The sequence below is a fragment of the Streptomyces sp. NPDC058371 genome, assembly GCF_042723265.1.
Classification (GTDB): Bacteria; Actinomycetota; Actinomycetes; order Streptomycetales; family Streptomycetaceae; genus Streptomyces.
The window spans coordinates 59,833-73,580 of the sequence record NZ_JBHXJC010000004.1 but is presented as its reverse complement, the minus strand read 5'-3'; the positions used below and the strand labels follow the sequence as shown (position 1 = coordinate 73,580).

The 13,748-nt window shown below is 70.3% G+C and carries 13 protein-coding genes; 3 read left to right on the top strand and 10 right to left on the bottom strand.

All coding sequences use genetic code 11. The annotated features are described in order from the left end of the window. Positions 1-108: 108 nt before the first annotated feature. Complete coding sequence (locus tag ACFWM2_RS15085) at positions 109-465, bottom strand: ATP-binding protein (protein WP_383278566.1); 357 nt, start codon at positions 463-465, stop codon at positions 109-111. Positions 466-602: 137 nt separating this feature from the next. Then, positions 603-1,751 carry an adenosine deaminase gene (locus ACFWM2_RS15080; RefSeq protein WP_383278564.1) on the bottom strand — a complete coding sequence of 383 codons (1,149 nt, stop codon included), beginning with the start codon at positions 1,749-1,751 and terminating at the stop codon, positions 603-605. Positions 1,752-1,864: 113 nt separating this feature from the next. Between ACFWM2_RS15080 and ACFWM2_RS15075 the strand changes: the two genes are divergently transcribed. Continuing rightward, positions 1,865-2,629, top strand: coding sequence for an alpha/beta hydrolase (locus tag ACFWM2_RS15075; RefSeq protein WP_383278561.1), 765 nt, complete (start codon positions 1,865-1,867; stop codon positions 2,627-2,629). Positions 2,630-2,686: 57 nt separating this feature from the next. Here ACFWM2_RS15075 and ACFWM2_RS15070 read toward each other — a convergent pair whose 3' ends face one another. Then, a complete protein-coding gene (locus ACFWM2_RS15070) occupies positions 2,687-3,640 on the bottom strand; it encodes a LysR family transcriptional regulator (RefSeq protein ID WP_383278558.1) in 954 nt (317 codons plus the stop codon). Positions 3,641-3,702: 62 nt separating this feature from the next. Between ACFWM2_RS15070 and ACFWM2_RS15065 the strand changes: the two genes are divergently transcribed. Both ACFWM2_RS15065 and ACFWM2_RS15060 read left to right on the top strand, forming a co-directional pair. After that, positions 3,703-4,980, top strand: coding sequence for an MFS transporter (locus tag ACFWM2_RS15065; protein ID WP_383278555.1), 1,278 nt, complete (start codon positions 3,703-3,705; stop codon positions 4,978-4,980). A 148-nt stretch (positions 4,981-5,128) separates the two neighbouring features. Further along, on the top strand, positions 5,129-6,136 hold the full coding sequence (locus ACFWM2_RS15060) for a sigma-70 family RNA polymerase sigma factor (RefSeq protein WP_383278552.1): 1,008 nt from the start codon (positions 5,129-5,131) through the stop codon (positions 6,134-6,136). On the opposite strand, the gene ACFWM2_RS15055 is transcribed toward ACFWM2_RS15060, so the two are convergent. The 7 genes from ACFWM2_RS15055 to ACFWM2_RS15025 form a co-directional block, all read right to left on the bottom strand. Next, on the bottom strand, positions 6,029-6,415 hold the full coding sequence (locus ACFWM2_RS15055; protein ID WP_383278549.1) for an STAS domain-containing protein: 387 nt from the start codon (positions 6,413-6,415) through the stop codon (positions 6,029-6,031). The genes ACFWM2_RS15060 and ACFWM2_RS15055 overlap by 108 nt on opposite strands. 79 nt (positions 6,416-6,494) lie before the next feature. Further along, complete coding sequence (locus tag ACFWM2_RS15050) at positions 6,495-7,778, bottom strand: thymidine phosphorylase (RefSeq protein WP_383278546.1); 1,284 nt, start codon at positions 7,776-7,778, stop codon at positions 6,495-6,497. A 66-nt stretch (positions 7,779-7,844) separates the two neighbouring features. Further along, complete coding sequence (locus ACFWM2_RS15045) at positions 7,845-8,291, bottom strand: cytidine deaminase (RefSeq protein ID WP_383278543.1); 447 nt, start codon at positions 8,289-8,291, stop codon at positions 7,845-7,847. Beyond that, positions 8,288-9,550 carry an ABC transporter permease gene (locus ACFWM2_RS15040; protein WP_383278540.1) on the bottom strand — a complete coding sequence of 421 codons (1,263 nt, stop codon included), beginning with the start codon at positions 9,548-9,550 and terminating at the stop codon, positions 8,288-8,290. Before ACFWM2_RS15040 ends, ACFWM2_RS15045 begins: the two co-directional genes overlap by 4 nt. Continuing rightward, positions 9,547-10,674 (bottom strand): ABC transporter permease, encoded by a 1,128-nt coding sequence (locus ACFWM2_RS15035; RefSeq protein WP_383278537.1) that lies wholly within the window; start codon positions 10,672-10,674, stop codon positions 9,547-9,549. Before ACFWM2_RS15035 ends, ACFWM2_RS15040 begins: the two co-directional genes overlap by 4 nt. Next, on the bottom strand, positions 10,671-12,335 hold the full coding sequence (locus tag ACFWM2_RS15030; RefSeq protein WP_383279738.1) for an ABC transporter ATP-binding protein: 1,665 nt from the start codon (positions 12,333-12,335) through the stop codon (positions 10,671-10,673). The genes ACFWM2_RS15035 and ACFWM2_RS15030 overlap by 4 nt, the downstream gene beginning before the upstream one ends. Positions 12,336-12,548: 213 nt before the next feature. Further along, entirely contained in the window at positions 12,549-13,601 is a 1,053-nt protein-coding gene (locus ACFWM2_RS15025) for a BMP family protein (protein WP_383278534.1), read from the bottom strand. Positions 13,602-13,748 lie beyond the last annotated feature (147 nt).

Below are 13,748 nucleotides of genomic sequence, written 5' to 3'. Positions count from 1 at the left end.
ACCCGGGTGCGCCCCAGCGGCACAACTACCAGCGGCACAACTACCAACGGCACACGCCGACGACGCGCGAGCGTCAGCCCAGCGAGGCCCGCCGCCGAAGAGAGGACATCAGCCCAGCGGCAGACCGTTCACCGGCAGACCGTGCGTCGGCAGCGCCCCGGCCACCGGCAGACCACCGAGCAGCCCGGCCACCGGCGCGGTCGGCCCGTCGGCGAGGATGCGCGCGACGGCGGGCTGAGCGGCGGCCAGACCCGAGCCCACGGCGTTCTGCCCGTGGGCAACGGCGTCGCCGGCACCGGGAAGCGCCTGGGAGACGTTCTCCGCCGGCAGCGTCTTGGTGACGGTGTCCAGCGCCGAGGAGGCGTCCGGCACGGCCGGCGCAGCATTCGCGGCACCCGCGCCCGCGGCGGCGAAGGCGGCACCGAGAGCGGCGACACCGAGGGTCTTGGCAGCAGACTGCTTCATTTTCAATGCGTCCTTGGATCCGTGTGACGGGGATGTGAGCGGTCCGAAACCGTAAACACGCGAACGCACCGTCCGCAAACATCGAAAAGCGGCCGAGTCGCCAGAACTCGACCGCTTCCCGAAGCTCGCACGCGACCCTAACCAGTGGCAGAACCGCTGGTGGAGGCCGTCTGCTGGAACAGCCATTCGGACTTCAGCTCGGCATAACCAGGCTTGATCACGTCACTGATCATGGCCAGTCGTTCATCGAAAGGAATGAATGCTGACTTCATAGCATTGACCGAGAACCACTGCATGTCGTCGAGTGAATAACCGAACGCCTCGACAAGGTGCTCGAATTCCCGGCTCATACTCGTACCGGACATGAGCCGGTTGTCCGTATTCACGGTCGCCCGGAAATGCAGCCGCCGCAGCAGCCCGATGGGATGCTCGGCGTAGGAGTCGGCGGCCCCGGTCTGGAGGTTGGAGCTCGGGCACAGCTCCAGCGGGATGCGCTTGTCGCGGACGTACGAGGCGAGGCGCCCGAGCCGCACGGTGCCGTCGTCGTGGACCTCGATGTCGTCGATGATCCGCACGCCGTGGCCGAGCCGGTCGGCACCGCACCACTGGAGCGCCTGCCAGATGGACGGCAGCCCGAAGGCCTCGCCGGCGTGGATGGTGAAGTGGTTGTTCTCGCGCTTGAGGTACTCGAACGCGTCGAGGTGCCGGGTGGGCGGGAACCCGGCCTCGGCACCGGCGATGTCGAAGCCGACGACGCCCAGATCCCGGTAGCGGTTGGCGAGTTCGGCGATCTCCAGGGCGCGTGCCGCGTGCCGCATGGCGGTCAGCAGGGCGCCCACCCGGATCCGGTGCCCGTTCTCCCGGGCCCGCCGCTCGCCGTCGCGGAAGCCTTCGTTGACGGCCTCGACGACCTCTTCGAGGGTGAGCCCGGCCTCCAGGTGCTGCTCGGGCGCGTACCGGACCTCGGCGTAGACGACACCGTCCTCGGCGAGGTCCTCGGCGCACTCGGCGGCGACCCGAACCAGCGCCTCGCGGGTCTGCATGACGGCGCAGGTGTGGGCGAAGGTCTCCAAGTACCGCTCCAGGGAACCGGAGTCGGCGGCCTCCCGGAACCAGATGCCGAGCTTGTCCGGATCGGTCTCGGGGAGATCGGAGTAGCCCGACTCCCGCGCGAGGTCGACGATCGTGCCGGGGCGCAGGCCCCCGTCGAGATGGTCGTGCAGCAGGACCTTGGGCGCCCGGCGGATCTGCTCCGAGCTCGGGGTGTTCTGGTGCTGGCTCGTCATTTCCGCACTCTAGCGCCTACGCGCGTAGAGCTCTCGGCGTGACGAACCGTCGATATCCAACGGTGACCCCCACGACGGATGGCGTACACCATTGCTTCTGACACTGTTCTGTCATGGCACAGCAAGCGACGCCGGTTCGCAGGGCCCGGCTGGGCAGGGCGCTCGGCCCGGAGCCGACGGCGGTGAGCGGAGTGGTGCTCCTGCTCCCCGGCGGCGACGAGGTCTCCGCCCGCAGACCGTCTCCCATGGTGGCGACCGCATCCGTCCGCGCGCTGGGGCGACGCCTCACACGCGCGGGACGCACGGAGGGGCTGGCCACGCACGTCGTGCACTACCGCTACCGCGGCTGGAACGGCACCGAGGCGCATCTGGCGGGCGACGCCGCCTGGGCCGCCGACGAGGTCGTACGGCGTTATGGGGACGTCCCCGTCTGCCTCGCCGGGGTGGACATGGGCGGTCGGGCGGCCCTGCACGCGGGCGGGCACCCGGCCGTCAACTCCGTACTGGCGCTGGCTCCTTGGCTGCCCGAGGAGGACGTGGCCGCGGCGCCCGAACCGGTGAAGCACCTCGCCGGGCGACGGGTGCTGATCGTGCACGGCACGAACGACGAGCGCACCGATCCGGAGCTGTCCTTCCGGCTCGCCGCGCGAGCGAAGAAGGCCAACCGCGACATCTGCCGCTTCGAGGTCCACTCCGACGGCCACACGCTGCATCAGCACCGGTCCGAAGTCCACGCGCTGGCCCAGGACTTCGTGCTGGGCGCGCTGTTCGGGCGGAACTTCGCACGGCCGGTGGAGGACGCGTTCGCGGCGCCGCCGCCGTTGGGGCTGCGGATGCCGCTGGCGGCGGGGTTCGGGCAGTCCCTGCACCGCCACTGAGGGAAGGCCGGACCGTACGGCGCCCGCGGCGGACCAGCGCGGGCCCGGGTCGGCGCCTCAGTCCGGGAGGAGCCGGCCCCGCCGGGAGAGCAGGAACTTCTTGAAGGCCGCCACCGGCGGGGTGTCCGGGTGGCCGTCGAGCCAGGCGACGCCGATCTCGCGCACCGCGCGCGGAGCGGTGACCGTCAGTTCGGCAACTCCCGGGCGCGGCACGGCCGGTGGCGGGAGCAGGGCCACTCCGAGGCCGGCGGCGACCAGTCCGCGCAGGGTCTCCGCCTCCTCGCCCTCGAAGGCGATCCGGGGCCGGAAGCCGGCCTCCTGGCAGAGGTCGTCGGTGATACGGCGCAGGCCGTAGCCGGGTTCGAGGGTCACGAAGGTCTCGTCGGCGGCCTCGGCGAGCCGGACGCGCTTACGGCCGGCGAGGCGGTGTTCGGCGGGGACCACGAGCCGCAGCGTCTGCTCGTCCAGCCGGCGGCCGACCAGGTCGGGCGCGTCGGGCACGGGTGAGGTCAGACAGAGGTCCAGCTCGCCGGAGCGCAGCCGCTCGATCATCGCCTCGCCGTAGTTCTGGACGAGGCTGAAGCGGACCCGTGGATGGTCGGCGCGGAAGGCGCGGATCAGCCCGGGCACGGTCTCGGAGCCCATGGTGTGCAGAAAGCCGAAGGCCACCTTGCCGGTGGCCGCGTCCGCGTCCGCGCGCACCTCGTCGGCGGCCCGCTCGATCTCGGCGAGGGCCCGTTCGACGGAGCCGAGGAACGTACGGCCGGCCGGGGTGAGCGAGAGGGTCCGGCCGCGGCGGGCGAACAGGTCGACGCCGAGGTCCTGTTCGAGGCGGACCAGCGCGCGGGACAGGGTCGACTGCGGCACCTGCATCTCCTGCGCGGCCCGTGTGACGTGCTCGGTGCGGGCCACCCCCGCGAAGTAAGCGAGCCGCGGGGCGAGCACCGCGACGATGTCTTCTGTGTCACTGGACGGTGACAGACGCGCCTGTGACCTCTGCTGATGCATCATGGGAACGATTATGGGGTTTCCATGCATTGGACGGATGAGTACGGGATCCCTAGTTTCGAAGCATGCCTTCCGCCAGTACCGGGGCGTCCACCACCGTGGGCGCCGTATCGTCCGTCTCCGCTCCCGACTCCCGTATGGCCCCGGGCGGGCCCGGCTACCGCCGGATGAGCCTCGCCCTCTTCCTCGCGGGTGTCGCGACCTTCGCGCTCCTCTACTCCACGCAGGCCCTCCTCCCCCTCGTCTCCCACGACTTCGGGGTCAGCGCGAGCGAGGCGAGCTGGACGGTGTCGGCAGCGACCGGCGCGCTGGCGCTGTTCGTCCTCCCGATGAGCGCGCTGTCGGAGCGCTTCGGACGGCGGACGCTGATGACGGCGTCCCTGGTGGTCGCCGTGTCGGTCGGTCTGCTGGTCCCCTTCGCCCCCTCGATCGGCGCGCTGGTCGCGCTGCGGGCGGTGCAGGGTGCGGCTCTGGCGGGACTGCCGGCGTCGGCGACCGCGTATCTGGCCGAGGAGGTCCGCCCCAAGGCGCTGATCACCGCGATCGGTCTGTTCGTCGCGGGCAACAGCGTCGGCGGGATGAGCGGCCGGGTCATCACCGGCTGGGTCGCGCAGGAGTGGGGCTGGCGGGTCGCCGTCGGCGTGATCGGTCTGATCGCCGTGGCCTGCGCGGTGGCCTTCCGGCTGCTGCTCCCGACGCCCCGGCACTTCACCCCCGGCTCGCTGCGCCCCCGGGTGCTGGCCCGCACGGTCCGCGACCACCTCGCCAACCCGCTGCTGTGCCGGCTGTACGCGATCGGCGCGCTGTTCATGATGGTCTTCGGCGGGGTCTACACGGTGATCGGCTTCCGCCTGACCGACGCCCCGTTCTCGCTCCCCCAGGGCGTCATCGGCTCGATCTTCCTGGTGTATCTGGTCGGTACGGTCTCGGCGTCCACGGCGGGGAAGCTGGTCGCCCGCCTGGGCCGGCGCGGCTCCCTGTACCTGGCGGGCGGCACGACGACCGCCGGACTGCTGCTCTCGCTCGCCGACTTCCTCCCCCTGGTCCTGCTCGGTCTGGTGCTGATCACCGCGGGCTTCTTCGCGGGACACGCGGTCGCGTCCTCCTCCGTGAGCCACACGGCCACCCGCGGCCGGGCCCAGGCCTCGGCGCTCTACCAGTCCGCGTACTACGTGGGCTCCAGCGTGGGCAGCACGCTCGGTGCCGTGGCCTTCCACGCGGGCGGCTGGGCCGGGACGGTCACGCTCGGGCTGCTCGCGGTGCTCGGCGTCGTCTCCATCACGGTGTTCGGTTCGCACGCGGCCCGCGCGCAGGGCCGCCGGAACCCCCTCCCCGCGCACTGACCGCGGCCCGGCCTCCGGGCCGGCCCGCGGCGCAAATGGCCTGACCTGCGGCTTTCCACACTCCGGGCGCCATTGTCAGTGGGCTGCGGTAGCTTCCGAAGTGCTGGCGCAAAGGTGCGACGGAAAAGGCCACAGGGGTGGGTTGGCTATGAGCGACGGAACGGCGACTACGACAGATCTGGATGTCCGGCTGGAGAAGCACCGGGTCGAGCTGACCGGGTACTGCTACCGGATGCTCGGTTCGTCCTTCGAGGCCGAGGACGCGGTGCAGGACACGATGGTCCGGGCATGGCGCAGTTACGACAAGTTCGAGGGCCGCTCCTCGATGCGCTCCTGGCTGTACCGGATCGCGACGAACGTCTGCCTGGACATGCTCAACGCGGGCAACCGAAGGGCTCGTCCCATGGACCTGACCGCTCCCTCGCCGCTGGCCCAGGCGGCGCTGAACCCGCGCGCCGACAACACCTGGCTCGAACCGATGCCCGACGTGCGGGTGCTGCCGATGGTGATCGACCCGGCCGAGGCCGCGGTGGCGAAGGAGTCGGTGCGCCTCGCCTTCATGGCCGCCCTGCAGCAGCTGCCGCCGAAGCAGCGGGCGGTGCTCATCCTGCGTGAGGTCCTGGCGTGGCGGGCGAGCGAGGTCGCCGAGCTGCTCGGCACCACGGTCGCCTCGGTCAACAGCGCCCTCCAGCGGGCGCGCGCCACGCTCGCCGAGAGCGACGGCGCGGGCGCCGACGCCGTCACCTCCGACCCCCTCGACGAGGAGCAGCAGAAGCTCCTGGAGCGCTACGTCGCCGCCTTCGAGGGGTACGACATGACGGCGCTCACGGCGCTGCTGCACGAAGACGCGATCATGACGATGCCGCCGTTCGACCTCTGGCTGCGCGGCACGGACGACATCACCGGCTTCATGACGACGCTCGGCGCCCCCTGCGCGGGCTCGCGTCTGGTGCCGGTCGAGGTCAACGGCCTGCCGGGCTTCGCCCAGTACAAGCCCGATCCGGAGACCGGCGGCTTCGTGCCGTGGGCCGTGCAGGTGCTGGAGATCTCAAAGGGGCGGATCACCGGGTTCCACTGCTTCCTGGACACCGCCCGCTGGTTCCCGCTCTTCGGTCTGCCCCTCCGACTCGAAGCGCAGACCGACCAGGTCGAGTAGGCCCCGCAGCCCCGGGTGGGGGTTCCGCAGCCGTATCCGTCCCCCGGCCCGCCGGGCGGCGAGTTCGAGCCTGGCGAGTATGTCGACGGTCGTCAGGCCCGGCGGCCCGAGCCCTCCGATGTCGCAGACCACGACCCCGGCCCCGGTCGCCGCCAGCCGTGCGCGCACGTCGTCACAGAGCCCGGGCACCTCGTCCCGGGCGACGGGTCCTGGCAGCACGAGTACTGCGGGTGTCGTTGCATCCACCATCAGTAGACCGTCGGGCGGCCCGGAACTCATCGGAGCCCCCGCGGCCGCCGGCCGGGCGGGACCGGCGGGGATGCGCCGATCCCGCCTCATCCGGACGGGAAAGCCCCGGTCAGGCGATGCGCTCCAGCACGATGGGGGCCGGCTTGAAGTCCGCGCCCGCGGCCGCGATGTCGTAGGAGCCCGCCACCGACTCCAGGGCGTACTCGAAGCGCTCGGGAGTGTCGGTGTGCAGGGTGAGCAGGGGCTGGCCCGCGGTCACCGTGTCACCGGGCTTGGCGTGCAGCTCGACGCCCGCTCCGGCCTGCACCGGGTCCTCCTTGCGGGCCCGGCCGGCGCCCAGCCGCCAGGCGGCGACGCCGATGTCGTACGCGTCGAGGCGGGTCAGGACGCCCGAGGAGGGGGCCTTGACGACGTGCTGCTCGCGCGAGGTCGGCAGCGGTGCGTCCGGGTCACCGCCCTGCGCGGCGATCATGCGGCGCCAGGCGTCCATCGCGGAGCCGTCCGCGAGGGCCTTCGCCGGGTCGGCGTCCTTCACCCCGGCCGCGTCGAGCATCTCGCGGGCCAGCGCGAGGGTGAGCTCGACGACGTCCGCGGGGCCGCCACCGGCCAGGACCTCCACGGACTCGCGGACCTCCAGGGCGTTGCCCGCCGTCAGACCCAGCGGGGTCGACATGTCCGTGAGCAGGGCCACCGTCTTCACCCCGTGGTCGGTGCCGAGACCCACCATCGTGGAGGCGAGTTCGCGCGCGTCCTCGATGGTCTTCATGAAGGCGCCCGAGCCGACCTTCACGTCCAGGACCAGCGAGCCGGTGCCCTCGGCGATCTTCTTCGACATGATCGACGAGGCGATCAGCGGGATCGCCTCGACCGTGCCGGTGACATCGCGCAGCGCGTACAGCTTCTTGTCGGCGGGGGCGAGACCGTCACCGGCGGCGCAGATGACCGCGCCCACGTCGTCCAGTACGGCGAGCATCTCCTCGTTGGAGAGCAGCGCGCGCCAGCCCGGGATCGACTCCAGCTTGTCGAGGGTGCCGCCGGTGTGGCCGAGGCCGCGCCCGGACAGCTGCGGAACCGCCGCGCCACAGGCCGCCACCAGGGGCGCGAGGGGCAGCGTGATCTTGTCGCCGACGCCGCCCGTGGAGTGCTTGTCGGCGGTCGGACGCGACAGCGACGAGAAGTCCATGCGCTCGCCGGAGGCGATCATCGCGGCGGTCCAGCGGGCGATCTCCCGGCGGTTCATGCCGTTGAGCAGGATCGCCATGTTGAGAGCGGCCATCTGGTAGTCGGCGACCTCGCCGCGGGTGTACGCGTCGATGACCCAGTCGATCTGCTCGTCACTGAACTCACCGCGGTCCCGCTTGGTGCGGATGACGGAGATGGCGTCCATGGCCATGGCTTTCCTTCCGAAGAGCAGCGGCCCCTCCCGGCGACGAATCGCCGCGGAGGGGCCGCACATGAATTACTTGGTGAGATGGCCCGGCCCGAAGGCCTGCGGCAGCATCTCGGAGAGCGGCAGGATCCCCGCCGGGGTCTCCAGAAGCAGGTCGGGGCCGCCGAACTCGGAGAGCAGCTGCCGGCAGCGACCGCACGGCACCAGGATCTCGCCGTTCCTGTCGACACACGTGAAGTGGGTCAGCCGGCCGCCCCCGGTGTTCTGCAGCTCGGAGACGAGTCCGCACTCGGCGCACAGCCCGAGCCCGTACGAGGCGTTCTCGACGTTGCAGCCGGAGACGGTCCGGCCGTCGTCCACGAGGGCCGCGACCCCGACCGGGTAACCCGAGTACGGGGCGTACGCACGGGACATGGCCACGCGGGCCGTCTCGCGCAGCGCGTCCCAGTCGACGGCCGCGGAGCCGGACCCGGAGCCCGACGCGGAGCCGGACCCGGCCGTGGAGGACGACGTCACTTGCCCTGCCCCCTCCGGTACGGCATGCCGTCCGCCTTGGGCATCCGCAGATGCTGTGCCGACAGGGAGAGCACCAGCAGCGTCACGATGTACGGCGTGGCGGTCACGACCTGCTTGGGCACCTCGTTGGTGGTCAGGTACCAGACGAACATCAGCACCGAGATCACGGCGGTGACCACGGCCGGGACGTACCGCTTCTTCCACAGCAGGTAGGCCAGGCCGAAGACCAGCAGGATCGCGAGGAGCAGGATCAGCGCGTGGACGTTCGTACCGCCGCCGCGCAGGTTGAGGCTGTCGGTGTAGCCGAACAGACCGGCGCCGAGGGCGAGTCCGCCCGGCATCCAGTTGCCGAAGATCATCGCGGCCAGACCGATGTAGCCGCGGCCCGCGGTCTGCCCGTCCAGGTAGACGTTCGAGGCGACGATCGACAGGAAGGCACCGCCGAGTCCGGCGAAGCCGCCGGAGATGATCACGGCCAGGTACTTGTACTTGTAGACGTTGACGCCGAGGGACTCGGCGGCCACCGGGTTCTCACCGCAGGAGCGCAGCCGCAGGCCGAACGCCGTACGCCACAGCACCCACCAGGTCGCCGGCACCAGCGCGACGGCGACGACGGTCAGCGGGGAGAGGTTGGTGATCAGACCGCCGATCAGACCCGCGAGGTCCGAGACGAGGAACCAGTGTTTCTCGTTGAGCGTGTTCAGGCCGCTCGACAGACCTGGGATGTCGAAGGTGCCGAGCGAGTCGATCGGCGGCGACTGCTTGGACGAGCCCTGCGGGACGCCCTCGAAGGTGAACTTCGAGAGGTAGCGGGTGGTGCCGAGCGCCAGGATGTTGATCGCCACACCGGAGACGATGTGGTTGACGTTGAAGGTCACCGTGGCGATGGCGTGCAGGACACCGCCGAGCATGCCGCCGACGATGCCGAACGCGACGCCGGTCCACGGGCCCCACTGGTAGCCCGCCCAGGCGCCGAACCAGGTGCCCAGGATCATCATGCCTTCGAGGCCGATGTTGACGACGCCCGCGCGCTCGGCCCACAGACCGCCGAGGCCCGCGAGCCCGATCGGCACCGCGAGGCGCAGCGCCGTGGACATCTGTCCGGTCGAGGTGATGCCGTCCGCGCCGGTGATCAGACGGACGATCGAGGTCAGGATCAGTACGCCCGCGATGACGAGCAGGAGTACCGGAAGGGACATACGGCGGCTGCCCTTGCCGGGCTGCTGCGCCTGCGGCTTGGCGACGGTCGCGGTGCTCATCGGGCAGCCACCTCCTTCGGGGAGTTGTTGTTGGCGGCGGCCGCGGCCAGTTCCTCGCCGACGCGCTTCTGCTGGCGGCGCAGGCCCCACACGCGGACGGCCTCGTACGAGATGACGACCGCGAAGACGATCAGGCCCTGCATGATCGTGGCGATCTCCTTCTCGTACGCCACCGGAGTCGCGTAGTCGAGGGCGGGGGACGCCTTGTCGAGGAAGGCGATCAGCAGCGCGGCGAAGGCGATGCCGACCGGGCTGTTGCGGCCGAGCAGGGCGATGGTGATGCCGGTGAAGCCGAGGCCGGTCGGGAAGCTCAGGCTGTAGGTGTGGGCGTCGCCCAGGAGCAGCGGCAGTCCGGAGAGACCGGCGACCGCGCCGGAGATCAGCATCGCGGTGAGCACCATGCGCTTGGCGTCGACGCCGGAGGCCGCGGCGGCCGACTCGGAGGCGCCGGTGGCGCGCAGGTCGAAGCCGAAGCGGGTGCGGTTGAGGACGAGCCAGTACAGGACGCCCGCCAGGACCGCGAAGAAGACCATGCCGTAGATCTCGCCGACGCTCTCACCGAGGTCGAGGCCGGGGAACCAGCCGGACTTCTTCATGATGCCGGTCGTCATGTTGTTGCCGAGCTGCACGCCGAAGTGGTCGGAGAGCGTGAGGTAGCCGATGACGCTGGTGGCGATCGCGTTGAGCATGATCGTCGCGACGACCTCGCTCACTCCGCGGGTCGTCTTGAGGACGCCCGCGATGCCGGCCCAGAAGGCGCCGGTGCACATGGCGACGATCATCAGGACGGGGATCTGCAGGAAGGACGGCAGCGCGATGTGCGCGCCGACCACGGCGGTCATCATCGCGGCGAGGCGGTACTGGCCGTCGACCCCGATGTTGAACAGGTTCATCCGGAAGCCGATGGCCACCGCGAGAGCCGCCAGGTAGTACATCGACGCCTGGTTGATGATCAGCACCTGGACGTCGGAGTACGACGCCTGCTGGAGCATCAGGGAGTACGGCTCGAACGGGCTCTTGCCCGAGGCGAGCAGCACGACCGAGGTCAGCGCGATCGCCGCGACGAGCGCGATGACCGGGCCGGCCAGCGCGAGGAGCACTCGCTCCTTGTCGAACTTCTTCATCGGGCCTCGTCCTCCGGGGCGGCGCTTTCCTCGACATGCTCCAGGTGTCCGGAGGCGGCGCCGGTCATGGCCGAGCCCAGCTCCTCCGGGGTGACGGACGCCGGGTCGGCGTCCGCCACGAGCCTGCCGTTGTAGATCACCCGAAGGGTGTCGGACAGGCCGATCAGCTCGTCCAGGTCGGCGGAGATCAGCAGCACGGCCAGACCCTCGCGACGGGCCTCGCGGATCTGGTCCCAGATCGCGGCCTGCGCGCCGACGTCCACACCGCGGGTGGGGTGGGCGGCGATCAGGAAGCGCGGCTTGTGGCTCATCTCGCGGCCGACGATCAGCTTCTGCTGGTTGCCGCCGGACAGGGAGGCGGCGGTGACGTCGATGCCGGGGGTCCGGACGTCGTACTCCTTGACGATGCGGCGCGTGTCGGCCTGCGCGCCCTTGATGTCGAGCCAGAAACCCCGGCTACCGCGCGTGTTGGGCTTCTCGGTGACGTGTCCGAGGATGCGGTTCTCCCAGAGCGGGGCTTCCAGGAGGAGGCCGTGGCGGTGGCGGTCCTCGGGGATGTAGCCGATGCCGGCCTCGCGGCGCTTGCGGGTGGGCCAGGGGACGATGTCCTCGCCGAGGAAGCCGATGGTGCCGGAGTCGGCGTCCTTCAGGCCGATCAGCGCGTCGATGAGCTCGGTCTGACCGTTGCCCTCGACGCCGGCGATGCCCATGACCTCACCGGCGTGGATGGTGAAGGTGACGTCGTCGAGGACGCGCTTGGCGGCGCCCCCGGCGGCGATGTCGCCGAGCAGTCCGCCGGCCGTGGGCTCCGCCTCGGCGCCGAGGGAGGCGCCGCCGCTGGCGTAGACGGTGAGGCCCTTGACCTCGATGACGGGCTGGTCGGTGACCGTCGACCCCGCCGTCTCCGGGGTGGGCAGTTCGCTGCCGACCATCATCTCGGCGAGCTGCCGGGAGGTCGTCTCGGCGGGGACGGCCGTGCCGACCGTCGTACCGCGCCGGATGACCGTGATCTCGTCGGCGACCGACAGCACCTCGCCCAGCTTGTGCGAGATGAAGATGACCGCCAGGCCCTCGGACTTGAGCTCGCGCAGGTTGCTGAAGAGTGCGTCGACCTCCTGCGGCACGAGTACGGCCGTGGGCTCGTCCAGGATCAGCGTGCGGGCGCCGCGGAAGAGGACCTTGAGGATCTCCACGCGCTGGCGCTCGGCGACACCGAGGCTCTCGACGAGGACGTCCGGGCGGACATTCAGCCCGTAGCGCTCGGAGATCTCCTTGATCTTCTTACGGGCGCCGCCGCCGATGCCGTGCAGCTTCTCGCTGCCCAGGACCACGTTCTCCAGGACGGTGAGGTTGTCGGCGAGCATGAAGTGCTGGTGGACCATGCCGATGCCGCGCACGATGGCGTCGGCCGGCGACGAGAAGGCGACCTGCTCACCGTCGACGGCGATCGTGCCCTCGTCCGGCTTCTGCATGCCGTAGAGGATCTTCATCAGCGTCGACTTGCCGGCACCGTTCTCGCCGACGAGGGCGTGGACCGTGCCCTTGCGGACCCTGAGGTGGATGTCGTGGTTGGCCACCACTCCGGGAAAACGCTTGGTGATCCCCGCCAGCTCGACCGCGGTCGACTGTGCGGTGAGCGGAGGGCTGCTGGACGCGTCGATGGCGCACTCTCCTTGGAAAAGGGGCCTATCTACGCGCGTAGCGCCCCTGCTTTAAATAGTGCCCGGGCCTGACCCTCCCGAGCAGTCTGCCGCGCGAACGGGGCGCGAGGAGGTCATCCTCCCCACACCCCGTTCCGTGGCCGTAACGCTGCCATTACAGCGTTGCCTTGGCCATGGTTGCGACGTTCGGTGCAACGTCTTGACGTTGGTTCGTTACGAGGTCTTCACCTTGATCGAACCGTCCTTGATGCCCGCCTCGGCCTTCTTCAGCGCGGCCTGCAGGTCGGCGTTGTCCTTGAAGGCGGGGTTCGAGTCCGCGAGGCCGACACCACCGGTGGCGAGGCTGGCGCGGACCACACCGGTCTCGGGCTTGCCGTCGTGGACCGACTTGGCGAGGTTGTAGACCGCGCCGGCGACGTCCTTCATGGCCGAGGTGAGGATGTACTTCTTGTACTTCGCCAGCGCGTCCTGCTTGTACTGGTCGGAGTCGACGCCGATCGCCCAGATCTTGTGCGCGGCGGCGGACTTGATGACGCCCTGGCCCGACAGGCCCGCGGCGGCGTAGACGACGTCGGCACCGGCGTCGATCTGGCCCTCGGCGGCGTTCTCGCCCTTGTCCGGGCTGGAGAAGCCACCCTCCTGAGCCGTCTCGGTCAGGTACTGCGACTTGACCGTGACGCCCTTCTTGGTGTCCTCGACGCCCTGCTTGAAGCCCGCCTCGAACTTGTGGATCAGCGGGACGTCGACGCCACCGACGAAGCCGACGATGTTCGACTTGGTGGTCTTGGCGGCGGTGACACCCGCGAGGTAGGAGGCCTGCTCCTCGTGGAAGACCAGGTCGGCGACGTTGGCCGCCTTGTCCTGCTCGTCGTCGACGATGCCGAAGGTCACCTTCGGGTACTTCGCGGCGACCTCCTTGACGGCGGGGGCGTAGGCGAAGCCGACGCCGATCACCGGGTTGTAGCCCGACTTGGCGAGCTGCTCGAGGCGCTGCACCTTGTCGGCGTCGGACTCACCGTCCTGCGGCTCGACGGCCTGGCTGGTGTAGCCGAACTCCTTGTTGGCCTTGTCCATGCCGGCGGTGGCGGCGTCGTTGAAGGACTGGTCGCCCTTGCCGCCGACGTCGTACGCGAGGGCGAGGCCCTTGCCCTTCCCGCTGCTGGAGCTGCTGGAGGCGTCGGTGGACGATCCGCCACAGGCGGAGAGGGAAACGGCGATGGTAGCGGTCGCAACGCCCGCAACCGCGATTCGGGACACCCGGCGCATGGAACGTGACTCCTTTGTGCAAGCGCCCAAACCAGGCGCTGGTTCCGCCGCAGCGTAACGCGCGTAGACCAGACGGAAAACCCCTTCTGTCCGGTCCGTTACCGAGCTGTGGCCACAGTCGTCGCACAGCCTACGGAACGCGGAACG

Bases quoted from the DNA above. Each gene is read 5' to 3' on its own strand.
- ACFWM2_RS15070 (WP_383278558.1), bottom strand. From the start codon at position 3,640: ATGATGCATCAGCAGAGGTCACAGGCGCGTCTGTCACCGTCCAGTGAC.
- ACFWM2_RS15055 (WP_383278549.1), bottom strand. From the start codon at position 6,415: ATGAGTTCCGGGCCGCCCGACGGTCTACTGATGGTGGATGCAACGACA.
- ACFWM2_RS15050 (WP_383278546.1), bottom strand. From the start codon at position 7,778: ATGGCCATGGACGCCATCTCCGTCATCCGCACCAAGCGGGACCGCGGT.
- ACFWM2_RS15075 (WP_383278561.1), top strand. From the start codon at position 1,865: ATGGCACAGCAAGCGACGCCGGTTCGCAGGGCCCGGCTGGGCAGGGCG.
- ACFWM2_RS15040 (WP_383278540.1), bottom strand. From the start codon at position 9,550: ATGAGCACCGCGACCGTCGCCAAGCCGCAGGCGCAGCAGCCCGGCAAG.
- ACFWM2_RS15080 (WP_383278564.1), bottom strand. From the start codon at position 1,751: ATGACGAGCCAGCACCAGAACACCCCGAGCTCGGAGCAGATCCGCCGG.
- ACFWM2_RS15060 (WP_383278552.1), top strand. From the start codon at position 5,129: ATGAGCGACGGAACGGCGACTACGACAGATCTGGATGTCCGGCTGGAG.
- ACFWM2_RS15025 (WP_383278534.1), bottom strand. From the start codon at position 13,601: ATGCGCCGGGTGTCCCGAATCGCGGTTGCGGGCGTTGCGACCGCTACC.
- ACFWM2_RS15065 (WP_383278555.1), top strand. From the start codon at position 3,703: ATGCCTTCCGCCAGTACCGGGGCGTCCACCACCGTGGGCGCCGTATCG.
- ACFWM2_RS15085 (WP_383278566.1), bottom strand. From the start codon at position 465: ATGAAGCAGTCTGCTGCCAAGACCCTCGGTGTCGCCGCTCTCGGTGCC.
- ACFWM2_RS15035 (WP_383278537.1), bottom strand. From the start codon at position 10,674: ATGAAGAAGTTCGACAAGGAGCGAGTGCTCCTCGCGCTGGCCGGCCCG.